This is a genomic window from Rhodococcus sp. A14, from assembly GCF_011603105.1.
In the GTDB taxonomy this organism is placed as follows: Bacteria; Actinomycetota; Actinomycetes; order Mycobacteriales; family Mycobacteriaceae; genus Rhodococcus_F; species Rhodococcus_F opacus.
Genome location: NZ_JAAOQS010000016.1, coordinates 89,240 through 112,061, shown reverse-complemented (window position 1 = coordinate 112,061; position 22,822 = coordinate 89,240). Strand labels below are relative to the sequence as shown.

The window sequence follows — 22,822 nt, the reverse complement described above, 5'->3', positions numbered from 1 at the left end:
CGACACGAGAAGGAAGAATCATGACACCCGATTTCTCGGACACCACCGATTTCGAGGACGCCGACCGCGGCTTCGTCGACCGTCTCGACCCCCGCACCGTCACGGATGGGGACGGTCGCGTGGTGTGGGACATGCAGGAGTATTCGTTCCTGAACGGCGACTGCCCGGACACCGCCGACCCGAGCCTCTGGCGTCAGTCGCAACTGTGCGCGAAGGACGGCCTGTACGAGGTCACCGAGGGCATCTACCAGCTTCGCGGTATCGATCTGTCCAACATGACGATCGTCGAGGGCGAGACGGGCATCCTGGTGATCGACCCGCTGATCTCGCAGGAAACCGCGGCCGCCGCGCTCGCGCTGTACCGGAAGAACCGTGGCGATCGGCCCGTCACCGGAGTGATCTACACGCACTCCCACATCGATCACTTCGGCGGCGTCGTCGGCGTTCTCCCGGACGGTCGCGGCGACGTCCCGATCCTCGCCCCCGAAGGGTTCCTCGAACACGCGGTGGCCGAAAACGTCTACGCCGGAACCGCTATGGGACGCCGCGCCACCTACATGTATGGCGCGTTGCTCCCCAAGGGGCCGCGCGGTCACGTCGGCGCCGGCCTCGGCACCAACGTGTCGTCGGGTGTCCCCGGACTGATCCCACCGACCGTCGACATCACCCACACCGGTCAGGAGGAGACCGTCGACGGCATCCGGATCATCTTCCAGGTGACGCCGGGAACGGAGGCGCCCGCCGAGATGAACTTCCTGTTCCCGGACCACCGGGCACTGTGCATGGCGGAGAACGCCACCCACAATCTGCACAATCTCCTCACGCTGCGGGGCGCGCTGGTCCGGGACCCCCGCGCCTGGTCGCGGTACCTCGATCAGGCGATCGAGATGTTCGACGGCGGCTACGACGTCGCGTTCGCCTCCCACCACTGGCCGACGTGGGGTCGCGACCGGGTGGTGAAATACCTGTCGGAGCAGCGCGACCTGTACCAGTATCTGCACGATCAGACCCTGCGGATGCTCAACTCCGGGCTGACGGGGCTCGAGATCGCGGAGAATTTCCCGATGCCTCCCGCCCTCGAATCAGCCTGGCACACACGTGGTTACTACGGCTCCGTCAGCCACAACGTCAAAGCGATCTACCAGCGCTACATGGGCTGGTTCGACGGCAACCCGACGTCGCTGTGGCAGCACACGCCGGAGAACGTCGCGACACGGTACGTCGAATGCATGGGCGGTCAGGACGAGGTCCGGGCAAAGGCGCAACGGTATTTCGACGACGGCGACTTCCGGTTCGCCGCCGAACTCCTCAAGCATGCGGTGTTCGCCGACTCGTCGGACAGCGACGCGAAAGAACTACTCGCTCGCACCTACGAGCAACTCGGGTTCGGCTCGGAGAACGCGACGTGGCGCAACTTCTACCTCACCGGCGCACTCGAATTGCGCGGCGGCATCGTTCCGCCTCCAATTACCGAACTCGGCGCGGACATGCTGAGCGCCCTGACGATCGAGCAGATCTTCGACTCCGTCGCCCTCCGCATCAACGGCCCGCGAGCCTGGGACAAGACCCTCGTCGCGGAGTGGCACTTCACCGAACCCGAAGCGCACTACCGGACGACGCTGTCCAACGGTGCACTCATCCAGACGCTGTCGCCGAGGACCGCGACGCAACCGGACGTCTCGCTGACCCTGACGAAGATGCAGTTGGTCGGACTGTTCGCCGGCAAGGGACTCGAGGGCGTAGAGGTGGCGGGTGACCCGTCGAAGCTCTTGGTCCTCACGGAACTCGTCGACCCACCCGACAGCGCGTTCCCGATCGTCACTCCGTAGGCGCTCCGCGCCCGTGCACCTTTTTGGTAGCTGGGACAACCAGAAAGGCGCACGGGCGGCGGAGCCGCCTAACCACGTACCCCGGCTGCACCGCCTGGAATTTGCCCACCGCGCGACCGAACTGCGTGCGCGCCGAGGTGTGCTCGACGACGAGGGCCAGGACGCGTTCCATGGTCCCGGCCATCGCGAGCGCCCGAGCCAGTGCGCCGCGCCGGAGGAACTCCGTCACGACGTCGGCGGGCACCGGCGTGCCCTGCTGCGCGGAGACGTCGACCCGGACGTGGTCCCGGGGCATCGACGCGAGGTTGGCCGCCTCCGTCACCTCGACATCCGCGCGGGCGAATTCGGCGACCCGCCACGTGACGTCCGCCTCCCACACGGCCACCAGCGCATCCACCGAACGCGCCCACGGGACGTGCCGCGCGGTGCCGTCGGCATCCAGCACGGCTGCGGTGCGGACCACGGCGGGGCCGGAAGTCGCGGTCGGGCAACCGGACCTGCCGAGCAGCCAACCCGCGAGCAGATCGTTCTCGGCGATCGGGAGATCAGCGGCGCCGGCGGCCGCGAGCAGGTACGCCGACTCCGTCCACCCGGCGTCGCTGCCACCCCCGGATTCGGGGCCGGTGAGCCTCGTGAGGCCGAGTTCGGCGAGCGTCGACCACAACTCTCAGATCGAACTCCCGAGCCTCGCCCGGGGCCCGCCGATCTGTGGCGAAGACCTGGCCGAGCATGCGTGCGAACTCCCGCATCTCGGTGTCGGTTGCCGGTCCGGTCATCAGCGCATCCCCAATCCCCGCGCGATGACGCCGCGCAGAATCTCACTCGTACCGCCTCGCAGGGTGCCGAGGACCTTCACCACCGAGGCGCCGAGCTCGGCGTCGTCACCACGCCCCAGTGCCTCCGACACCGCGCGGGACATGTGATGGAGGCCGAAGGTCCGGGCGACGAGCGCTCCGATGCGGGCATCGGCCGGTTGCCGTCCCTCCCGGATTTCCTCGGCCATTGCGGCGAGGATCGAGAACGTGGACATGAAACGTTCCGGACCACTGCGTTCGAACCCGAGCTCGGACGTGACCTGCTTCCAGCCTTCGCCGATGCGGCCGAGCACCAACTCGTCGGGCACGAACACCTCGTCGAGGATCACCTCGTTGAAATGGTGGTCGCCCGACATCGAGAGGATCGGCCTGATCTGCACACCCGGGGAGTCCAGCAGAACGATGAATTGGCTGAGCCCGGCGTGGCGCTGCGCCTGGTCGAGCGGAGCCGACCGCGCGAGCGCGAAGAAGGCGTCGGCCCGGTGGGCGCCGGACGTCCACAATTTGGTCCCGGTGATCCGCCAGCCGCCGTCCACCCGGACCGCTTTCGTGCGGACACTCGCGAGGTCGGAGCCCGATTCCGGTTCGCTCATTCCGATCGCCCAGCTGATCTCGCCGGTGGCGATTCCGGGGAGGAAACGCTGCTTCTGTTCCTCGGTGCCGTAGGCGAGCAGCGACGGTGCGGCCTGCCGGTCCGCGACCCACTGTGCGGCAACGGGCGCGCCGACGGCCAGCAATTCTTCGGTGACGACGAACCGCTCCATGAACGTGCGGCCCTGCCCGCCGTACTCCGCCGGGATCGTCATGCCCAGCCAGCCGCGGGCCGCGAGGGCCTTCGTGAAGTCCGGGTTCCACCGGGTGAGCCACGTGTCCACACCGGGTGTGAACACGCCGGCGTCGATCTGCTCGCGCAGGAACGCTCGCACCTCGGCCCGCAACGTGTCGAGGTGGTGATCGGGTGGGTCCGCGGCCGGCACCACCTGTGTGCATGCTGTCCACTTTCGTTGACGTGTGGCGGATGTTTCCGCAGGCTCACGCCTGCAACGCGGCTTTGGCCAATTTTCTCAGGTCACCGCGAAGTGACGGACTCCGAATCGGGTGCACGATCGCGATGACGAAGTAGTCCGAACGACATCACGAAAGCGTGGCGTTGCCGTTCGGTAAAACACGTTCACCCACACAAAACAACGCATTCTCGCTAAAATCGTCGCACCGGCCTACGGCGTCGGGGATTGGCGTTTGTCGAAGATCGTTTCTCGGTGCAGCGAGAATTGGGGGTCGGCGTGACGGCAGCACCTCTCGGGGAATTTCATCTGAGTACTCGAATACCTTCGAGTGCAGGGGGTCGGACGGTTACCCGGACCCGCCTGCACACCATGCTCACCGAAGCGCTCACCGACGACGCCCACCCCTGCCCGGTTGCGCTCGTCTGTGCACCGGCCGGGTCGGGCAAGACGCGGGCCGTGGCCGACTGGGCACGGGAGGTGCTCGCCGCCGCCGACGCTCCGACCATTGCCTGGCTCACGATCGAGGAGCGGCACAACGACCTCGACGTAGTCCACCGTGCCATCCTCCGCTCACTCAGCGACACCGGAAATCCTCGCCTGCAGAAGGCTTGCGCCGGGCTCGATTCCGAGGCGCCGGACGTCGGCGCGCACTTGTCGGCCGCGTTGCACGAACTCGGCGAGAACATCTGGATGGTCATCGACGACGCCCACCTCCTCCGCGACACCGACGTACTCACCGACCTCGAGTCGTTCATGCGCTGGCAACCTCCGATGTTGCGGACGGTCATCATCGGGCGATTCGAGCCGCCGCTCGCTCTGCAGCGACTTCGCCTGGACGGCAAGCTGTTCACACTCACGGCGAAGGCTCTCGCGTTCACGTCCGCCGAGGCGGCCGAGATGCTCGACGAGCACGACGTCGTGCTGCGTCCGGCCGATCTCGACGCGCTGATGGACCGCACGGAGGGGTGGGCGGCCGGAATCCGCTTGGCGGGCATGTCTTTGGAAGGCCACCCGGATCCGAGCCGACTGATCGCCGAGTTCACGGGCGACCGCCGGGCCGTTGCCGACTATCTCATCGAGGAGGTCCTCGCCGGCCAGACCGACGAGATGCGCGAGTTCCTCCTGCGCACGTCCGTCCCGGCCTCGTTCACCGTCGAACTCGCGGAGAAGCTCACGGGCTGCACGGATGCGCACGGCAACATCGACTGGCTCGAGCACCACAATTTTCTGATCAGCCGCATCACCGACAGTCCCACGCACTACCGCTACCACCCGCTGCTGCGGAGTTATCTGCGGGCGGAGATCAGCCGGATCGGCCACGTCGAAGTCGAGCACCTCGAATTGACGGCCGCCCACTGGCACGATGAATTCGGGGACGCGTTGCTCGCACTCGAACACGCGGTGAACTCCGGTGATCACGACGAGATCGTGGCGCTGCTCGCCCGGACTTCACTGTCCCTGATCGTCGGAGGTCATGGTGAGGCCGTCGGCCGGCTTCTCACGCGGGCACCCCGATCTTCGCAGGACCACCCGTCTGCGCGGCTCATCCGCGCCGCCGCGGCGCTCGCGTCGGGCAACATCCCGGTGGCCACGTCCACCCTCGAACTTCTCGACCGCAGACGGTCGGGGTTGCTGGTGGACGGTGCCGCCGAGTCCCGGTTACATCTGCTGCTCCGCGAATCGCTCCGGGTGCAGACCGCGATCGGCACCGGCGACATCGAGACCGCCCTGAACCGGCTGCGCAGCGTGGGTGTCGGATCGAGCGGCGATCCCGATCTCGACGCGTTCGTCCTGCTCCAGGAAGGGCGTGCGCTGCTGTTCCTCGGGCGGAACGACGAGTCGGAGGTCGTCCTCGAGAAGTCGTTGGCTCACGCTCGCCTCGGCGGTGCGTCGCTGGGCGTCATGTACTGCCTGGGGTCTCTCGGCGCTGTCGCGATGTCGCGGGGGGACGTCGTGCGAGCGTCCGCACTGGCGGACGAGGCACTCGCGATCGGTCGGACGCATTCGGCAACGAGCGATCCGACATTCCACTTGACCAAGCTCATCGACTCCTGGTGCCGCTACCTCCGGATGGATCCCGATGCCGCCCGCCTTGCCGCCGAATCCGCCGAGGCGCTGCGTCGGGCGAACACCGGGATCGCGGGCTTCGCCGACGGTGCCGCCACCCTGTTCGGTCTCGACGATTCCGGATACCGGCACAATTCGGTGACAACGCTGCACGCGGAGAGCCCCGTGTCGTCCTCGTTGCCGGTTCCGCCGGGGGTCCGGGCGGTGTTGCTGCCTGCCATTCAGTACGCGTATCTGTCCGCCGGCGAGACCGGGTGGGCGCACGAACTGGCGACCGAGACGCACGCTCTCCTCGGGCCCACCGGCGACACAGCCCTCGTCGAGGCGATCATCCATCTGCATCTCCACCGACTCGACCTGGCCCGCAAGACGCTCCAACCCGTCGTGGACGGTGAACTGGAGTGCGCGGCGGGAACCAATCTGATTGCGGCGTGGCTCGTGGACGCATCGATCGCGCTTGCCCGCAAACATGATTCACGAGCCCACAGCGCACTCACCGAGGCGTTGCGTCTCGCGGAGCCGCAGTCGGCGTTGCGCCCGTTCCACGACTGCGGACCGCAGATCCGAGAACTTCTGGTGCGGAGCACCGGCCGGTTCGGTGTCCTCGAACCCTTCGCCGAGAGGCTCCGGGCGTCGTTCCCGCGGTCGGAGAGCGCTGCGTCCGACATGTTGACTCCCCGCGAACTGGAACTCCTCGTGGAGCTTCCGTCGTGGCGGACCGCCGAGCAGATCGCGGCAGATCTGTGCGTGTCGGTGAACACCGTGAAGACCCATCTGCGCGGGATCTACCGCAAACTCGGCGTCACCTCCCGCCGCGACGCCATCGCGGCCGCGCAACACAACGGCCTTCTCTGAGCCGGTTCACCACTTGCGGGTGAGGCGCGTTGCCGTTCTGTCGGTCACCCTGAAATCTACGGCTGACCGAGTTCTGGAACGACGATGCGAATGAAGGAGCCCGCCGTGGTGCGTCCTGAATCGAACTGGCCCGGCAAGGTCAGGTACGCCTTCCTGATCAGCGGCGCCCTGTCCGATCGGGTGCTGGCCGCGTTCCCCGAGTTGGACGTCTCGGACGTCACGACCGGCGACACCACGCTCTACGGTCCGGTCGACAGCCCGACAGATCTCCGTGGCATGCTGGCGCGCTTCGACGCGCTGGGACTGACCGTCATCGAGATGCGGCGGCTACCGGACTGACCCGGCGTCGGGGTTCAATGATTGGAGGGTCCCGGGAGGCGGTGAAGCCGATGTGAGCGGCGAGTTCGAACCGGGCACGGTGTTTGCCGGCTACGTGATCGAACGGGTTCTGGGACGAGGCGGCATGGGCACCGTCTACCTCGCCCAGCATCCCAACCTGCCGCGCAAGATCGCGCTCAAGCTGCTCGACACGTCGTGGACGAACGACGACTACGTCCGGTCACGTTTCGAGTCGGAAGCAGACCACGCCGCGCATCTCGACCATCCCAACATCGTCACCGTCCACGACCGTGGCCGTGAAGGCGGCAGGTTGTGGATCGCGATGCAGTACGTTCCCGGCACCGACGCCAGGAAAGCCCTCGGTTCCGGCGCCCTGGACGTCGAGCGCGCCGTGCACATCGTCAGCGAGACGGGGAGAGCACTCGACCACGCCCACGAGGCCGGGATTCTGCACCGCGACGTGAAGCCGGCGAACATCCTGCTCGCGCCGGGTGATCCCGAACGTGTACTGCTCACCGACTTCGGCACCGCCAAGGCCCTCGACGAAACACATCAGCTGACCCGCACCGGGGTGTTGGTGGCGACCCTGCACTACGCCGCGCCCGAGCAGATCGAGGGTGAGAAACTCGACCACCGCGTCGACATCTACGCGTTGGGCTGCACCTTCTTCCACCTGCTCACCAACGAACCGCCGTACCCCGGCAACACCGCGTCCTCGGTGATGCACGGCCATCTGAACGGACCGATTCCCCAGCCGAGCGTGGTTCGCCCCGGGCTGCCCGCCGGTGTCGATGCGGTCGTCGCGCGCGCCATGGCCAAGAACCGCGAAGCGCGCTACTCGACCTGTCGTGAGTTCAGCGATGCCATCCGGGCGATCGAGTGGGCCGGGCCCGGCCACGTGACCCGGCCTGCTGCCCTGGTCGACCCCGCCGCGACCACCCGCGCGAGCGGTCCGGACGTGACCCGCCCCGACACCGAACGGGGTGCGGCGCCCACGAAACCGACAACGGTCGGGGGCTCGCGCCGACGGAAACGCTGGCTGCTCGCCGCGCTTCTGGGCGTCCTCGTCGTCGCCGCTGTCGCCTACGTCGCCTGGCCGGGCGAGGAGTCGACGAGCGCGCAGGTCGTGCTCCCGCTGACCGATCTGCAGGGACCCGCCGGGCTCGCGGTCTCGGGCACCGGGGACCTGTACATCGCGGACAGCGCGGCCAAACAGGTCCTGAAAGTGAGCGCCGGGACGTATGAGCAGACAGCTCTTCCCTTCACCGGACTCGAGGTTCCGCAGGGAGTGGCGGTCAGTACGTCCGGCGATGTGTACGTCTCCGACCTCGTGACCAATACCGTGACGATGCTGCACGGCAGCACCCAGGTACCGATGCCGTTCGGCGGCCTGAACCAGCCGTTCGGAATCGCACTCGGACCGGACGCCACGCTGTATGTCGCCGATACGCTGAACAATCGGGTGATGGCCCTGCGCGACGTCACCGCGGCTCCCGTCGCGGTGCCGCTGACGGTGATCGGCCCGTTCGCCGTCGCCGTCAGTGAACACGGGGATCTCTACGTCGGCACGCCCAACAAGGTTCTCGCGTGGAACGCCGCCACCCATGCCCAGAGCTTTCTGCCCTTCACCGACCTCCAGAGCGTCGGGGGTGTCGCGGTCGACGACGAGGGAACCGTGTACGCCATCGATCAGAACCACAACCGGATTCTGCGGCTGGCCGCCGGTTCGGACGAGCAGGAGGTTCTCCCGTTCTCCGGGCTGGATCAGCCGGAGGGGATCGCCGTGTCGAGCCGAGGCGACGTGTACGTCGCGGACACCGACAACAGCAGAGTGGTCATGCTCCCGGCGGGCAGCTGACCGCAAGTGCTCAGGCCTGGCGCACCAGATCGAAGCCGAAGGATTCCGCCACGGCCTCGTCCACCCGGCCCTGGTGATTGGCGAGGAGTTCTTCGCGCTCGTTCGCGGAGAGTCCACCCCAGATGCCGTACGGTTCACCGACACTGAGCGCGTGCTCGCGGCACTGCACCAGCACGGGGCATCCGCGGCAGATCATCTTGGCGCGGAAGTCCCGCATCTCGCGTGCCCGGCCACGTTCGCGGTCGGGGTGGAAGAATGTGGACGACTCGTAGCCGCGGCATGCGGCGTCCCTCTGCCAGTCCCACACCTCGGCGACCGGAATGGGAAGACTCAACCGATTGGACATTGCACTCCTCCAGATACTCGTGAGCCGTTGTGTGCGAGCCCGAGAACTCGTTCCCGGGCCAGATCGGCGGCGCCGACGATGCCGACGTTCGCGCCGAGTTCAGCCAGTCGCACCTCGGCGACCGGTCGGTGTGCGCGTCCGGTGAGACGGTTCTCGAACGCGGCGGCGGCGGGACCGCGCAGCAGTTCGCCCGCCTCGCACACGCCCCCGCCGATGATGAACAGGTCGGGATCGAAGAACGCGGCGATGTCCGCCATGCCGTGCCCCAGCCAGGAACCGATCACCCGAAAACACTCGAGTGCGGCGGGGTCGCCCTCCTGCGCGGCCGCGGTGATGTGCAGGCCGGTGATGGCGTCCGCCCTTCCGCCGGCGCGGGCGAGGAGATCGGCGGCGAAACCGGGCGAGACGTTCGCGAGATCCTGCGCTTCGCGGACCAGCGCCCGCCCACTGGCGTAACGCTCCCAGCAGCCGTGGTTACCGCAACCGCAGCGGCGACCGTGCGGTTCGACGTTGAGATGCCCGAATTCCGCTGCCACACCGAACTTGCCGCGATGGAGAACGCCGTCGACGACGATGCCGCCGCCGATGCCGGTTCCGACCGTGAGCACGACGACGGTCTGCCCCGTCCGTCCGGCCCCGAAGCGCGCCTCGCCCCATGCCGCGGCGTTGGCGTCGTTCTCGACCACCGTCGGCAGTCCGCAGGAGGCCTGGACGACCTCGCCCAGGGGCTCGTTGCGCCAGGCCAGGTTCGGGGCGAAGAGCACGGTGCTGAGATCGGCGGCCACGAAGCCGGCCGCGCCGATACCGACCGCTTGCACGGGGTGCGTGTCCGCCAGTTCGCGAACGAGTTCGGCGATCGCGTTCTCGACCCCCCGCGCATCGTGGGACGGGGTGTCACGACGCACCATCCGGTGGATGACTCCGTCGGTGTCGACCACGCCGGCTGCGATCTTCGTGCCACCCACGTCGATGCCAATTGTCAGAGCCATGTCTCGTGTCCTCTTCAAATCTGCGAGTGAGGGGTGTCACGCTGACAGTAGAGGACCTTTGGATTTTCATCAATACACACTTCCGTCTTTTCGAGAACAAAGCCCGGTCATCTCCAAGTGGACAAGCACTGTGATCTAGGCCATAGTTCTTCCTCGTCGGCGTCTGCCGACACACCCCTAACACTCGGATCGTCCGGCACGTTCCTGCCGGTGGAGGGATTCATTTCTCATGGCAACAATCACCTATGACGGCGCGACCAGGCTCTTTCCCGGCTCGGACGTCCCGGCGGTCGATCAACTCGACCTGCACATCGAGGACGGCGAATTCCTCGTCCTCGTCGGCCCGTCCGGCTGCGGCAAATCCACCTCGCTGCGGATGCTCGCCGGACTCGAGGACGTCGACGGCGGCCAGATCCTGATCGGCGGCCGCGACGTCACGCACGCCGAACCCAAGGACCGCGACATCGCGATGGTCTTCCAGAACTACGCGCTCTACCCACACATGACCGTCGCGGAGAACATGGGCTTCGCCCTCAAACTCGCCGGCACCGACAAGACCGAGATCCGCACGCGCGTCGGGGAGGCCGCCGACATGCTCGACCTCGGCGACTACCTGGACCGCAAACCCAAGGCCCTCTCCGGCGGCCAGCGGCAGCGAGTGGCCATGGGCCGCGCCATCGTCCGGCAACCCCAGGTGTTCCTGATGGACGAGCCGCTGTCGAACCTCGACGCGAAACTGCGGGTGCAGACCCGCACCCAGATCGCCCAGCTCCAGCGCCGCCTCGGCACCACCACCGTCTACGTCACCCACGACCAGGTCGAGGCCATGACGATGGGCGACCGGGTCGCCGTCCTCAAGGGCGGGGTGCTGCAGCAGTGCGCGTCCCCGCGCGAGCTCTACCGCCGGCCCGCGAACGTCTTCGTCGCCGGTTTCATGGGTTCACCGTCGATGAACCTGTTCACCGTCCCCGTCACCGACGGCGGGGTGCGGATCGGCGACCAGCTGGTCCCCGTCCCCCGCGACGTCCTGACCGCGACGGGCGGGCGCGAGGTGATCTTCGGGATCCGGCCCGAGCACGTCGAGATCGCCGACTCCGGCGGGCTGAAACTCGAGATCGACGTCGTCGAGGAACTCGGCTCCGAGGCCTTCGTGTTCGGCCGCACCACCGTGGGCGGGCGGACCGAGAACCTGGTCGCGCGGGTCGACTGGCGCAACCCACCCGAGAAGGGCCAGGTCGTGCACGTCCGCGTCGACGAGGCCCATGCGCACCTCTTCGCCACCGACACGGCGGGCGAGCGCCTGGTGCGCTGACGTCAGAGTTCCGGAGGACGGGCGGTCGAGCCCCTGACCACCAGGTGGGTCGGGAGCACGACCGCCCGTTCCGCCGGTTCCCTGCCGCTGAGCAGTTCCACGACCGCCCGGCCGGCCGCCGCCCCCTGCTCTCCGACCGGCTGCCGGACCGTGGTCAGGTCGGCCAGCTCGGCCGTCGGGTGATCGTCGATCCCGATCACCGACATCCCGGCCGGAACGGGGATACCCGCACGTCGCAGCGTGCGCAACGCTCCGACGGCGACCTCGTCGGAATGACAGAACACCGCGGTGGGCACCTCGGCGCGGCTGAGCAGTAGTTCCATGCCGCGCTCGCCGCCCTCGATTCCCCAGGGAACGGTGACGGTGCAGTCGTCGTCGAGTCCGGCGTCGGCGAGGGCGGCGTGGAAACCCGCCACCCGGGCGATGTCGCCCTCCCAGTACTGGCCTTCCGGGTCCACAGTGCGGATCATGCCGATCCGGGTGTGGCCGATCCTGATCAGGTGCCCGACGGCCTGGCGCGCGGCCAGTTCGTCGTCGATCCGGACGGACGGGAACTCGCCGGCGTGCGCGCCGATGACGACCACGGTCACATCCATCTCCTCGAGCCGCGCCCGCTCCGGCCCGGTCAGAGGAAACGCCACGGCGATGACGGCATCGACCTTGCGGCGCAAGGGAAGCCGTTCGAAGAACGATTCGCGCTGGGACGACTCCTCGAGGCAGTACAGCAGCACGTCCAGATCCGCGGCGCGGAGTTCGTGTTCGATGCCGGCGAGAATCCGCGAATAGAACCAGGCGTCGATCCACGGCACCACGACGGCCACCCGCCCGGTCGCGCCCCCCGACAGCTTCGACGCCTCGGGTGAGATGACGTACGCCAACTCGTCCGCGACCCTCTGGATTCGCAGTCGCGTCGCTTCGGAGACACCCCGCTCGCCGCGCAACGCACGCGAGACGGTGGCGATCGAGACTCCGGTGCGGCGCGCGACGTCGGCCATGTTGACGGACTGCTTGGGGATCACGTTCCCACAGTAAGCGAGCAACGCAAATATTTGCGTAGATTCCTCACAGAATCCATGCCGCTGTAGTGCGCAAAAGAAATCACCCTGCCCGAGTTGACAGCCACCTGTGACGTGCCTCACGCTATTTACGCAAACGTTTACGCATCACATTCCCCCATCCCATCCCCGCACCGAGGAGATTCGATGACCCAGTCCGCGGAGTCGACCGCAACCACCGTCGCGAGCCGGCACCCCGAAGCCTGGTGGAAGACAGCCGTCGTCTACCAGGTCTACATCCGCAGCTTCGCCGACGGGAACGGCGACGGCGTCGGCGACCTCACCGGTCTGCGTTCCAAGCTGCCCTACCTCGCCGACCTCGGCATCGACGCCGTATGGATCAATCCCTGGTACCCGTCGCCGATGGCGGACGCCGGCTACGACGTGGCCGACTTCCGCGACATCGAGCCGTCGTACGGCACGCTCGCGGAGGGTGAGGTGTTCATCGCCGAGGCCCACGAACTGGGAATCCGCGTGATTCTCGACATCGTGCCCAACCACACCTCCAGCGAGCACCGCTGGTTCGAGGCCGCCCTCCGCGACGAGCCCGGAGCCCGCGCCCGCTACATCTTCCGCCCCGGCCGCGGCCCGGCAGGCGACGAGCCGCCCAACGACTGGCAGAGCGCGTTCGGCGGTCCCGCATGGAGCCGCCTGGACACCGGCGAGTGGTACCTGCACCTGTTCGCTCCCGCCCAGCCCGACCTCAACTGGGAGCACCCCGAGGTCCGTACGGAGTTCGAGGACATCCTGCGCTTCTGGTTCGACAAGGGCGTCGACGGCTTCCGGATCGACGTCGCCCACGGCCTGGCCAAGGACCCCGCACTCCCCGATGCCGGTGAGCGCCTTCCCGGTTCGCAGCACACCGACCCCCACCCCGCGTGGGATCAGGATGCCGTCCACGAGGTGTACCGGGGCTGGCGCGCCGTTGCCAACGCCTACGCCGACCGCGTCTTCGTCGCCGAGGCCTGGGTGCCCGGCAACGACCGCCTGGCCCGCTACCTGCGCCCCGACGAGCTGCACACCGCGTTCCAGTTCGACTTCCTGCGCGCCCCGTGGCGTTCCGCGAGCATCCGCGCCGTGATCGACGACGCGCTCGAACAGGCGGCCACCGTCGGGGCACCCGCCACGTGGGTGCTCTCCAACCACGACGTTCCCCGCACCGTCACCCGCTACTCCCGCTCACAGCCCGACCACCTGGTCGAAACCGACTGGGAGCGCGCCCGCTGGGCGCTCGAGGAGCCGAACCACGAACTCGGCAGGCGTCGTGCCCGCGCCGCCGCCCTGCTGCAGCTGGCGTTGCCGGGCACCGCATACATCTACCAGGGTGAGGAACTCGGACTGGAAGAGGTCGAGGACCTTCCCGACGAGGCCCGTCAGGATCCGACGTGGTTCCAGACCGGCTTCACCGACTGCGGCCGGGACGGCTGCCGGGTTCCGATCCCGTGGTCGAACGACGCGGTGCCGTACGGCTTCTCCCCGTTCGACGCGGAGGAGGACACATGGCTTCCGCAGCCGGAACACTGGGCCCCGCACACCGCGGAAGCGCAGGCCGGCCACCCCGAGTCGTTCCTCACGCTGTACCGCGAGGCGCTGGAACTGCGCCGCGACTTCTTCGACACCCCGCATGCCGTCGAGTGGCTCGACACACCCCGCGACGTGCTCGCGTTCGCCCGCGGCGCGGTGCAGTGCTGGGTGAACACCGGTACCGAACCGGTCGCACTCCCCGAAGGACTGACCGTCGTGCTCGGTTCGGTCGCCGGCATCACCGGCGGAGTTCTCCCGTCCGACGCTGCCGTGTGGCTGTCGGAACCGGGCGCGGGTGAATCACGATGAAGCGCGTCGCCGCCTGCGCGGTGGCCGTCGGCGTCCTGTTCGCGGCGACGTCCTGCGCCGATCAGGGCATCGACGCCGCCGCGCAGGCGGAGAAGGAGAACCTCGACGGCCGCGGGCCCATCACCTACGTGCAGGGCAAGGACAACTCCAACGTCGTCCGGCCGCTGATCGACGAGTGGAACGCCACCCACCCCGGGGAGGAGGTGACGTTCAAGGAGCAGTCCGACCAGGCGGACCAGCAGCACGAGGACCTGGTGCAGCACTTCCAGTCCCGCGACTCCGGATACGACGTCACCGTCGTCGACGTCGTGTGGACCGCCGAATTCGCGGCCCGCGGGTGGCTGCAACCACTCGAGGGTCCGATGGCGATCGACACGTCCGGCCTGCTACCCGCGACGGTCGAGGGGGCCACGTACGGGGACGTCCTGTACGCGGCTCCGCAGACCAGTGACGGTGCCCTGCTCTACTACCGCACCGACCTGATGGATCATCCGCCCGCCACCTGGGACGAGCTCATCGGCGCGTGCGGGACGGCGCGGCACGCCGGAATCGGCTGCTACGCCGGACAGTACGCCAAGTATGAGGGGCTGACCGTCAACGCGTCCGAGGCCATCAACACGGCAGGCGGGTCGATCCTCGGCCCGGACGGCGTGACCCCGACGATGAATACCCCGGAAGCCAAGGCGGGGCTGCAATCGCTCGTCGACGCCTACCGTTCGGGTGCGATCCCCCGCGAGTCCGTCACGTTCCAGGAGGAACAGGCACGGCAGGCATTCCAGAGCGGCGATCTGCTGTTCATGCGCAACTGGCCGTACGCGTACAGCCTGATGGACGGACAGGGCAGTTCCGCGGTGTCGGGCAAGTTCGGGGTGGTGCCGCTGCCGGGGAAGGGCGGACCCGGTCACTCGACTCTCGGCGGGCACAGCGCCGCGATCAACGTGTACTCCGAGCACAAGGCCACCGCCTCGGACTTCCTGAAGTTCTTCCTGGAGAAGAAGTCGCAGGCGTTCTTTCTCTCGCAGGGATCGCTCGCCCCCGTCCGCGCCGACGTCTACGACGACCCGGAACTGGTCGAGCAGTACCCGTACCTCCCCACGTTGAAGACGTCGATCGAGAACGCCGTGACCCGGCCGGTCACCCCGTTCTATCCCGCGGTCACCCGGGCCGTGCAGAACAACGCCTACGCCGCGATCAAAGGCGAGAAGACGGTGGACCAGGCCGCCGCCGACATCCAGTCCGCGATCGCCGCGGCCGGGTCCTAGAGGAGACAGCCGATGACCGTTCACGAACTCTCACTCGAGAAGACAGCCGCTCCCCCACACCGAGGCGGCGCGGGATCCGGCGAACCGGTGCCGGCGCGACCGCCGACGGGGCGCAGCAGGGCGGCGATGTTCCTGATCCTGCCGACCATGATCCTGCTGGGCATCGTCGTTCTGTACCCGGTGGTCAGCGCCATGGTGATGTCGCTGTTCAAGGACCCGACGATCGATCCCGCCACCGGCAAGTTCGTCGACCAGGGTTTCGCGGGACTGTCGAACTACACGCACTGGCTGTTCCAGCGGTGCACCGACACGACCGGAGCATCCGTGTCCTGCCCCGGCGGCACGCTGGGATCGCTGTTCTGGCAGTCGGTGTGGGTCACCGTGTTTTTCACCGTCGTCACGGTCGCCATCGAGGTCGCGCTGGGACTGTGGTTCGCCACCATCATGAACCGGGCGTTCCGCGGTCGGGCACTGCTACGTACCAGCATCCTCGTGGCGTGGGCCATCCCGACCGCCGTCACCGCGAAGCTGTGGTACTTCGTCTTCGCGTACGACGGCATCGCCAACAAGTTGCTCGGCACGGAGATCCTGTGGACCGGTGACACGTGGCCTGCCCGGTTCGCCGTCGTGATCGCCGACGCCTGGAAGACGACACCGTTCGTGGCGTTGCTGATCCTCGCCGGACTGCAGATGGTGCCCGCCGAGGTGTACGAGGCGGCGCGGATGGACGGCGCGAATGTCTGGCAGCGGTTCCGGTCGATCACGTTGCCGCTCATCAAGCCGGCCATTCTGGTGGCGGTCCTCTTCCGGGTGCTCGACGTCCTGCGGATCTACGACCTCCCGGCGATCCTCACCGGCGGCGGTGGCGGCGATGGCACGGCCACCACCACCCTGTCGATCCTGGTGATCGACCAGATGCGCCAGGGTTTCAACAGCGCGTCCGCCCTCTCCACGATCACGTTCCTGTTCATCTTCGCCGTCGCCTACGTACTGGTGAAGGTGATGGGCGTCAACGTGATCGACACCCAAGAGCAGCAGCGAAAGGCCTGATCCATGTCCACAGCAGTCGTCACACCGGGGATGTCCCGGCCCGCGGTGGTACACCGGCGCCGGGGACCGTCGCTCGCATCCATCCGCACCTACCTCGGCCTGGCGGTGATCGTCGTCTGGGGTCTGGCCCCCGTCTATTGGATGGTGGTCACCGCCTTCCGCCACTCCGACTACACGTTCGACACCACGCCGTGGCCCACCCACGTCACGCTGGAGAATTTCGCGAGCGTGTTCTCGACGGAGGCGGGCAACCACTTCGCCAGGGCGCTCGTCAACAGCACGATCATCGGCGCCGTGACCACCGCGATCGGCCTGATCGTCGGCATCGGCACCGCGTACGCACTGGCGCGACTGCAGTTCCGGGGAAAGCACGTCGTCCTCGGAATCATCCTGGCGGCGTCGATGTTCCCGGGTGTCGCCGTCCTGACGCCCCTGTTCCAGCTGTTCACGTCGATGGGCTGGTTCGGCACGTACCAGGCTTTGATCATCCCGAACATCTCGTTCGTGCTGCCCCTCACCATCTACACCCTCACGGCGTTCTTCAAGGAGTTGCCGTGGGAACTCGAGGAGGCAGCCCGGATCGACGGGGCCAGCAGGCGGCAGGCATTCCGAATGGTGTTGCTGCCCTTGGCCGCACCCGGACTGTTCACCACCGCGATCCTCGCGTTCATCGCGTCGTGGAACGAGTACCTGATCTCCAGTCAGCTGTCCAACGACGTGACCCAGCCGGCCACCGTCGCCATCGCGCAGTTCGCGGGTAGCAAGCCGCACGAGGAGCCGTTCACGTCCGTGATGGCAGCGGGAACGGTCGTGACCATCCCGCTCGTCATCATCGTGCTGCTGTTGCAGCGCCGCATCGTGTCCGGCCTGACCGCCGGTGGCGTCAAGTAATGCGGCTCCGCCGCCCGTGAGTACTTGTTAACCGCCCGACGTTAACAAGTACTCACGGGTGCAGGTCGGCCCGGTACTGCCTCGGCGTCTTCCCGAACCACCGCCTGCAGGAACGGTTGAGGGTGCTCTGTTCGGTGTAGCCGAGCAGTCCGGCGATCTGGCCGAGATGAAATCCCGGTTCGGCGAGGTATCTCGCCGCCTGGTCGCGACGCTCCCGTTCGATGAGGTCCTGGCATCGCACACCCTCCTCGGCCAGACGTCGTTGCAGCGTGCGCGGATGCATCGACAGTTGGTCGGCGATGGCCTCGGCGCTGCAATGACCGGTGGGCAGCAGGCGCCGGGCCAGCTCCGACACCCGTTCGGACAGCGCCGCGGTGCTCGGCAGGTAGTGGGATTCCAGGTATTTCGTGGCAATGCGCCGGGTCTCCGGATCTGCGCTGTCGATCCGCCGGTCCGCCAGGGCGCGGGGCAGTTCGAACCCGCACCACGACTGTCCGAACAGGACGGGGCAGTCCAGCGCATCCCGGTAGGCGGCGTCCGACCCGAGTTGGTCGTGCACGAACGAGATCATCGAGGGACGCGCGTCCGGTCCGCCCAGCAGCCGCAGGATGCGGACGCCGTTGGCCATGGCCAGCTCGTACCCCTGAGGCAGATAGGGCATGGACGGTTCCGTCATCTCGTAGACGAACCGGACGTCACCCCCTGCGGTGCGCGGCCGGACGGTCAGCTTCAGGGCGGGCGAATGCACGTAGAAGTAGCGGGCAATCGCCTCGAACGCGCCGTGCACGGTCTGCGCGTTCCGCGCGATCACGGCGACGGGCCCGAGGATGTCCAAGCCCTGCCAATATGAGAGCCGGAGCCCGAAGTCCGGACAGCCCAGGTCGGCGGCGCCGGCCTCCAGCACGTGCACGACCGCCTCGAACGACACGAACGCGTCCTCCTCGCGCTCGACTCCCGGTGGGATGTGGAAGCGCGCGAGGAACGATTCCGGGTCGGCGCCCAGCTCCCGGATCAGGTCGCCGCATCCCCAGAGGTTCGTGGCCCGGATCAGACTTCCCACGGGATCAACTCCCCTCTCGCCGGAAGCGGTGTCGGGAAATGCTAAAAGCATGTCCGGAAGTGTCAAGACCTGTGACGTGGCCCACAGTCATTCTGTTTGTACCCCATCCTGCAAACCCAGCAGGCAGAAGCGCGAGGAAGCCATGAGCACGACACATTTCGACGTTCTGATCATCGGTGCCGGACTGTCCGGCATCGGAACGGCCTGCCAGGTGGCAGCCGAGTTCCCCCACAAGACCATCGCCGTGCTGGAGCGCCGCGAGCGGCTGGGCGGGACGTGGGATCTGTTCCGCTACCCCGGTATTCGGTCCGACTCCGACATGTTCACGTTCGGCTACAAGTTCCGGCCGTGGCACGACTCGAAGGTGCTCGCGGATGGTGCGTCGATCCGCCAGTACATCGCCGATACCGCGCGGGAGTTCGGCGTCGAGGACAAGATTCGTTACGGCCTGAAGATCGTCGAGGCCGACTGGTCGACGGCCGAGGAACGCTGGACCGTGACGGCCCTGCACGAGGCAACCGGCGACATTCGCACCTACACCTGCGGGTACCTGGTCAGCTGCACCGGCTACTACGACTACGACGCCGGCCACTTGCCGGACTTCCCGGGTACGGACCGGTTCCAGGGCCGGTGCGTCCACCCACAGCAGTGGCCGGAGGACCTCGACTACACCGGTAAGAAGGTCGTCGTGATCGGAAGCGGCGCCACCGCCGTTACCCTGGTCCCGTCGATGGCCGGCGATGCAGAGCACGTGACCATGCTGCAACGCTCACCGTCGTACATCTTCTCGATACCCGCACTCGACAAGATCTCCGAGGTACTGGGCCGATTCCTCCCCGCCAAGTGGGTGTACGCGTTCGGACGCAAGCGCAACATCGCCCTCCAGCGCGGGCTCTACCTGGCATGCCGGCGGTGGCCCCGGCAGATGCGGCGATTCCTGCTCTGGCAGGTTCGACGACGCCTCGGCCCAGGATTCGACATGAGCCACTTCACGCCGAACTACATGCCGTGGGACGAGCGCCTCTGCGCGGTGCCGGACGCGGACCTCTTCACCGCGCTGTCGTCCGGCGACGCGTCGATCGTCACCGACCATATCGACACGTTCACCGAGAAGGGCATCCTGCTGAAGTCGGGACGGGAACTGGAGGCGGACGTCGTCGTCACCGCCACCGGCCTGAAGATCCAGGTGCTCGGCGGAATGGAACTGTCCGTGGACGGGCAGCCCCGCCCGCTGCACGGGCAGATGACCTACAAAGGGGTGCTCGTCGAGGGAATCCCGAACCTGGCCTGGGTTTTCGGCTACACCAACGCGCCGTGGACCCTGAAGTCCGACATCGCAGGCGCCTACCTGTGCCGGCTGCTCCGGTACATGGACGAGAGCGGTCACACCGTCGCGACGCCCCGCGACGTGGAGAACTCCGCGATGGACATCGGCATGCTCGACCAGTTGCAGTCCGGGTACGTGCAGCGCGGCAAGGATGTCATGCCCCGCCAGGGGTCCAAGGAGCCGTGGAAGGTTCTCATGCACTACGAGAAGGACTCCACGATGCTCCTCGAAGACCCGGTTCACGACGGGCTCCTGCAGTTCGGGGCGCCGGCATGAGGAACATCGACCGAGGTGTCATCCGGACCTGTCTGCGCAGCGCACGACCGCTGTTTGCGTCCCACCGCGTGCCCGTCGGGACGAAGCGCCTCATGGTCGAGACGGTGACGGCCGCCGCGCGCCCGCCTCGCGGCACCCGGTTCGAGCGCGACACGGTCGCCGGTGTCCCCGTCGTCCGGGTGCGGCCGGCGCACACCACCGGCGGGACGCTGATCTACCTCCACGGCGGCGGATACGCCCTCGGGAGCGCGAAGGGGTACCGCGGCCTGGTCGCGCACCTCGCCGCGGCCGCCGGGACGGCCGCGGTGATCCCCGCCTACTCACGCTCACCGGAATCCCGCTACCCGATTGCGCTCGAGGAAATGGTCGCGGTCTACTCCCGGCTACTCGACGACGGACTCGACCCGAACACCACCGTCGTCGCGGGTGATTCCGCCGGCGGCGGACTGACGCTGGCGCTCGCGATGACATTGCGTGATCGTGGCTTCCCCGCCCCGGCCGCGCTCGGCCTGATCTGCCCATGGGCCGACCTCGCGATCGACGTCGACAGGACGCGCCCGGTGCTGCGCGATCCCCTCATCCTTCCGTCCATGACGGCGGAATGGGCCCCGCGCTATGCCGGACACCACGATCCGCGATCGCCGGGGATCTCCCCGGTGTACGGCGACATGGCGGGCCTGCCGCCGATCGTCGTGCACACCGCCGGCGACGATCCGATCTCCGTCGACGCGGAGAAGATCGAAGCAGCCGTCGCCGCCGCGGGGGGCGTCCTCGACCATCTCCGGTTCGACGACCTCTGGCACGACTTCCACCTCCAGGTCAGCATCCTCGCCGAGGCACGCCAGGCGGTCACCGACCTCGGCGCAGCCCTGCGCCGGCACGTCCTGAAGATTCACCCCGACACAGCACAGGTTGCATCCACATGAGTACGTTCGACGGCAAAGTCGCCGTCATCACCGGAGCAGATCCGGCATCGGCCGGGCCCTCGCCCTCGATCTCGCGAACTACGGCGCCAAGCTCGACGTCGCCGAACGGGAAGCAGTGCTTGCCTACGCGGACGACGTCGTCGCACACTTCGGCACGGTCCACCAGATCTACAACAACGCCGGCATCGCCTACAACGGCAGCGTCGAGAAGTCCGAGTTCAAGGACATCGAGCGGATCATGGACATCGACTTCTGGGGCGTCGTCAACGGGACCAAAGCCTTTCTGCCGCATCTGATCGCGTCCGGCGACGGACACGTCGTCAACATCTCGAGCCTGTGCGGGCTGATCGCAGTGCCCGGCCAGAGCGCCTACAACGCCGCGAAGTTCGCCGTCCGCGGCTTCACCGAGTCGCTGCGTCAGGAGATGCTGATCGCCAAGCACCCCGTCCAGGTGACGTGCGTGCATCCCGGTGGCATCAAGACCGCCGTCGCCCGGAACGCCACTGTCGCCGAGGACGAGGACGCGCAGACCTTCGCGGAGTTCTTCGACAAGCGGCTCGCCCTCCACACCCCGGAGATGGCCGCGACGACGATTCTCGACGGAGTACCTTCCATGCCGTGGATAAAGTAGGAGACTGCCGCGGTCGTCCTAGGACGCCAGGATCTTCGCCTTCTCGGCGTTGAATTCGGCTTCGGTGAGCACACCTTGCGCTCGGAGTTCTCCGAGATCCTTCAGAGCGGCGATCCGGTCGACGCTCCCTCCTCCCGAGGAGGGTGTGGGGGCGGCCTGCGGCGGGGGTGCCTCGGCGTAGGCCGGGGCCTCGTTCTGCGGTGCTTGCGGTTGCTGCTGCGGTTGCTCTTTCGCCGCCCACCGCTGGCCCTGACGTCGAGACACTCGATTCGACACGGACGTCGCGGTTCCGGCGATGACAGCGGTGCGGGCGATCCCGCGGAGAAGTCCAGGCATGGTGTTGTCCTCGGTATCAGTTTCTGGCTTCGAGAGCGTCGAGTGACGCCAGGATGCCCTGTACAGGGATGCGGCCCGACGCCACGAGTTGCGCTCCGGTGCGACGCAGGGCGGTTGCGAGCGGTGCGGCCCAAGTGTTCTCGTAGACCAGTACCGCAGCCGAAGCACCTGGCTCGAGCACGGATCCGGCGTCGGCGATGTCCGTCAGGTCGAGTAGGCCGGTCGAGGCCTCGGCGAAGAGCGACACATCTATATCGCCCACGAGTCCGACGTCGACGACGTCGATCGCCACGACGGAGCCGTCCGTTTCCTTGCGAAGGAAGACCAGGTCGAGCACTCGCACGGTGCCCTGCTCGACGAGTTCGCGGAGGATCGCCAACGCTGATCCGTCCGGTCGTCGGTCGGCAGGGAACTCCACCACGAGATAATCGATGGGTCCGCTATCCTCCGGATCGATATCGTTCACCGGAAACCTCTCTTCGTGCATGCCAACCGGATCCGCAGATGCCACCCCGGATCCGGGCTCGGTCACGGTAGTCCGGGATCTCCCACGAGAATTCCGGCCATCGTCCGAGCATAATCCGGTTCGAGGCCCTCTCACGGGCTTTCCGTGATCCCACCGTGGTGGGTTCACCCGACACACAATTGGCCGCGGCCCTGGAGGAGGCGTCGGTCCCCGAAACCACCGCCCAGGGCGTCCTCGACATCAATTCCGGCGCGCGACTCGAGGCGCTCCGGGGGCGTACGCCGTCACCGCA

General features: G+C 67.4%; 18 protein-coding genes and 2 pseudogenes. 12 read left to right on the top strand and 8 right to left on the bottom strand.

Going from position 1 to position 22,822, the window contains the following annotated elements; genetic code table 11:
- Positions 1 to 20: 20 nt before the first annotated feature.
- A complete protein-coding gene (locus G9373_RS11905) occupies positions 21 to 1,829 on the top strand; it encodes an alkyl sulfatase dimerization domain-containing protein (RefSeq protein ID WP_167115269.1) in 1,809 nt (602 codons plus the stop codon).
- On the opposite strand, the gene G9373_RS11900 is transcribed toward G9373_RS11905, so the two are convergent.
- A complete protein-coding gene (locus tag G9373_RS11900) occupies positions 1,819 to 2,493 on the bottom strand; it encodes an acyl-CoA dehydrogenase family protein (RefSeq protein ID WP_240960463.1) in 675 nt (224 codons plus the stop codon). The genes G9373_RS11905 and G9373_RS11900 overlap by 11 nt on opposite strands.
- Positions 2,494 to 2,604: 111 nt before the next feature.
- Positions 2,605 to 3,582, bottom strand: a complete 978-nt coding sequence (locus tag G9373_RS11895; RefSeq protein ID WP_169692798.1) for an acyl-CoA dehydrogenase family protein — start codon at positions 3,580 to 3,582, stop codon at positions 2,605 to 2,607.
- A gap of 438 nt (positions 3,583 to 4,020) precedes the next feature.
- On the opposite strand from G9373_RS11895, the gene G9373_RS11890 reads away from it, so the two are divergent.
- From G9373_RS11890 to G9373_RS11880, 3 genes and pseudogenes are all read left to right on the top strand, one after another.
- A complete protein-coding gene (locus G9373_RS11890; protein ID WP_167115266.1) occupies positions 4,021 to 6,573 on the top strand; it encodes a LuxR C-terminal-related transcriptional regulator in 2,553 nt (850 codons plus the stop codon).
- A 90-nt stretch (positions 6,574 to 6,663) separates the two neighbouring features.
- The gene (locus G9373_RS11885; RefSeq protein ID WP_005253439.1) at positions 6,664 to 6,912 is read left to right on the top strand and encodes a hypothetical protein; all 249 of its coding nucleotides are present in this window, start codon (positions 6,664 to 6,666) and stop codon (positions 6,910 to 6,912) included.
- Positions 6,913 to 6,964: 52 nt separating this feature from the next.
- Positions 6,965 to 8,770, top strand: a pseudogene (locus G9373_RS11880) (serine/threonine-protein kinase PknD); the annotation flags it as partial.
- 10 nt (positions 8,771 to 8,780) lie between these two features.
- Here G9373_RS11880 and G9373_RS11875 read toward each other — a convergent pair.
- Both G9373_RS11875 and G9373_RS11870 read right to left on the bottom strand, forming a co-directional pair.
- The gene (locus G9373_RS11875; protein ID WP_054245890.1) at positions 8,781 to 9,116 is read right to left on the bottom strand and encodes a WhiB family transcriptional regulator; all 336 of its coding nucleotides are present in this window, start codon (positions 9,114 to 9,116) and stop codon (positions 8,781 to 8,783) included.
- Positions 9,101 to 10,105, bottom strand: coding sequence for an ROK family glucokinase (locus G9373_RS11870; protein WP_005562100.1), 1,005 nt, complete (start codon positions 10,103 to 10,105; stop codon positions 9,101 to 9,103). The genes G9373_RS11875 and G9373_RS11870 overlap by 16 nt, the downstream gene beginning before the upstream one ends.
- Before the next feature lie 229 nt (positions 10,106 to 10,334).
- Between G9373_RS11870 and ugpC the strand changes: the two genes are divergently transcribed.
- Positions 10,335 to 11,417, top strand: a complete 1,083-nt coding sequence (ugpC, locus tag G9373_RS11865; protein WP_005253435.1) for a sn-glycerol-3-phosphate ABC transporter ATP-binding protein UgpC — start codon at positions 10,335 to 10,337, stop codon at positions 11,415 to 11,417.
- A gap of 2 nt (positions 11,418 to 11,419) precedes the next feature.
- Here the strand turns inward: ugpC and G9373_RS11860 are convergent, their stop codons facing one another.
- Positions 11,420 to 12,412: a LacI family DNA-binding transcriptional regulator gene (locus G9373_RS11860; RefSeq protein ID WP_206032090.1), complete on the bottom strand. Its 993-nt coding sequence runs from the start codon at positions 12,410 to 12,412 to the stop codon at positions 11,420 to 11,422.
- Positions 12,413 to 12,619: 207 nt separating this feature from the next.
- On the opposite strand from G9373_RS11860, the gene G9373_RS11855 reads away from it, so the two are divergent.
- Genes G9373_RS11855 through G9373_RS11840 form a run of 4 tightly spaced genes read left to right on the top strand, consistent with a single transcriptional unit; the run spans position 12,620 to position 17,508 of the window.
- Complete coding sequence (locus G9373_RS11855; protein WP_167115263.1) at positions 12,620 to 14,305, top strand: glycoside hydrolase family 13 protein; 1,686 nt, start codon at positions 12,620 to 12,622, stop codon at positions 14,303 to 14,305.
- Positions 14,302 to 15,567 carry an ABC transporter substrate-binding protein gene (locus G9373_RS11850; RefSeq protein WP_167115260.1) on the top strand — a complete coding sequence of 422 codons (1,266 nt, stop codon included), beginning with the start codon at positions 14,302 to 14,304 and terminating at the stop codon, positions 15,565 to 15,567. Before G9373_RS11855 ends, G9373_RS11850 begins: the two co-directional genes overlap by 4 nt.
- A gap of 12 nt (positions 15,568 to 15,579) precedes the next feature.
- Positions 15,580 to 16,617, top strand: coding sequence for a sugar ABC transporter permease (locus G9373_RS11845; RefSeq protein WP_167115257.1), 1,038 nt, complete (start codon positions 15,580 to 15,582; stop codon positions 16,615 to 16,617).
- Between the two features lie 3 nt (positions 16,618 to 16,620).
- Positions 16,621 to 17,508, top strand: coding sequence for a carbohydrate ABC transporter permease (locus G9373_RS11840; RefSeq protein ID WP_054245886.1), 888 nt, complete (start codon positions 16,621 to 16,623; stop codon positions 17,506 to 17,508).
- A 52-nt stretch (positions 17,509 to 17,560) separates the two neighbouring features.
- Here G9373_RS11840 and G9373_RS11835 read toward each other — a convergent pair whose 3' ends face one another.
- Positions 17,561 to 18,619 carry an AraC family transcriptional regulator gene (locus tag G9373_RS11835; RefSeq protein ID WP_206032073.1) on the bottom strand — a complete coding sequence of 353 codons (1,059 nt, stop codon included), beginning with the start codon at positions 18,617 to 18,619 and terminating at the stop codon, positions 17,561 to 17,563.
- A gap of 91 nt (positions 18,620 to 18,710) precedes the next feature.
- Here G9373_RS11835 and G9373_RS11830 point away from each other — a divergent pair, with 91 nt between their 5' ends.
- From G9373_RS11830 to G9373_RS11820, 3 genes and pseudogenes are all read left to right on the top strand, one after another.
- Positions 18,711 to 20,171, top strand: coding sequence for an NAD(P)/FAD-dependent oxidoreductase (locus G9373_RS11830; RefSeq protein ID WP_167115254.1), 1,461 nt, complete (start codon positions 18,711 to 18,713; stop codon positions 20,169 to 20,171).
- The gene (locus G9373_RS11825; protein WP_206032072.1) at positions 20,168 to 21,097 is read left to right on the top strand and encodes an alpha/beta hydrolase; all 930 of its coding nucleotides are present in this window, start codon (positions 20,168 to 20,170) and stop codon (positions 21,095 to 21,097) included. The genes G9373_RS11830 and G9373_RS11825 overlap by 4 nt, the downstream gene beginning before the upstream one ends.
- Positions 21,094 to 21,704, top strand: a pseudogene (locus G9373_RS11820) (SDR family NAD(P)-dependent oxidoreductase); the annotation flags it as partial. The gene G9373_RS11825 and the pseudogene G9373_RS11820, both read left to right, overlap by 4 nt.
- A 42-nt stretch (positions 21,705 to 21,746) precedes the next feature.
- On the opposite strand, the gene G9373_RS11815 reads toward G9373_RS11820, so the two are convergent.
- Together G9373_RS11815 and G9373_RS11810 are read right to left on the bottom strand one after the other, a co-directional pair.
- On the bottom strand, positions 21,747 to 22,064 hold the full coding sequence (locus G9373_RS11815; protein WP_120659866.1) for an SHOCT domain-containing protein: 318 nt from the start codon (positions 22,062 to 22,064) through the stop codon (positions 21,747 to 21,749).
- Positions 22,065 to 22,080: 16 nt separating this feature from the next.
- Complete coding sequence (locus G9373_RS11810; protein ID WP_206032071.1) at positions 22,081 to 22,551, bottom strand: DUF6325 family protein; 471 nt, start codon at positions 22,549 to 22,551, stop codon at positions 22,081 to 22,083.
- Positions 22,552 to 22,822: the final 271 nt, after the last annotated feature.

Coding starts and splice junctions, on each gene's coding strand:
- G9373_RS11905 (WP_167115269.1), top strand. CDS start 21: ATGACACCCGATTTCTCGGACACCACCGATTTCGAGGACGCCGACCGC.
- G9373_RS11890 (WP_167115266.1), top strand. CDS start 4,021: ATGCTCACCGAAGCGCTCACCGACGACGCCCACCCCTGCCCGGTTGCG.
- G9373_RS11885 (WP_005253439.1), top strand. CDS start 6,664: ATGAAGGAGCCCGCCGTGGTGCGTCCTGAATCGAACTGGCCCGGCAAG.
- G9373_RS11875 (WP_054245890.1), bottom strand. CDS start 9,116: ATGTCCAATCGGTTGAGTCTTCCCATTCCGGTCGCCGAGGTGTGGGAC.
- G9373_RS11870 (WP_005562100.1), bottom strand. CDS start 10,105: ATGGCTCTGACAATTGGCATCGACGTGGGTGGCACGAAGATCGCAGCC.
- ugpC (WP_005253435.1), top strand. CDS start 10,335: ATGGCAACAATCACCTATGACGGCGCGACCAGGCTCTTTCCCGGCTCG.
- G9373_RS11860 (WP_206032090.1), bottom strand. CDS start 12,412: ATGGCCGACGTCGCGCGCCGCACCGGAGTCTCGATCGCCACCGTCTCG.
- G9373_RS11855 (WP_167115263.1), top strand. CDS start 12,620: ATGACCCAGTCCGCGGAGTCGACCGCAACCACCGTCGCGAGCCGGCAC.
- G9373_RS11850 (WP_167115260.1), top strand. CDS start 14,302: ATGAAGCGCGTCGCCGCCTGCGCGGTGGCCGTCGGCGTCCTGTTCGCG.
- G9373_RS11845 (WP_167115257.1), top strand. CDS start 15,580: ATGACCGTTCACGAACTCTCACTCGAGAAGACAGCCGCTCCCCCACAC.
- G9373_RS11840 (WP_054245886.1), top strand. CDS start 16,621: ATGTCCACAGCAGTCGTCACACCGGGGATGTCCCGGCCCGCGGTGGTA.
- G9373_RS11835 (WP_206032073.1), bottom strand. CDS start 18,619: ATGCTTTTAGCATTTCCCGACACCGCTTCCGGCGAGAGGGGAGTTGAT.
- G9373_RS11830 (WP_167115254.1), top strand. CDS start 18,711: ATGAGCACGACACATTTCGACGTTCTGATCATCGGTGCCGGACTGTCC.
- G9373_RS11825 (WP_206032072.1), top strand. CDS start 20,168: ATGAGGAACATCGACCGAGGTGTCATCCGGACCTGTCTGCGCAGCGCA.
- G9373_RS11815 (WP_120659866.1), bottom strand. CDS start 22,064: ATGCCTGGACTTCTCCGCGGGATCGCCCGCACCGCTGTCATCGCCGGA.
- G9373_RS11810 (WP_206032071.1), bottom strand. CDS start 22,551: ATGCACGAAGAGAGGTTTCCGGTGAACGATATCGATCCGGAGGATAGC.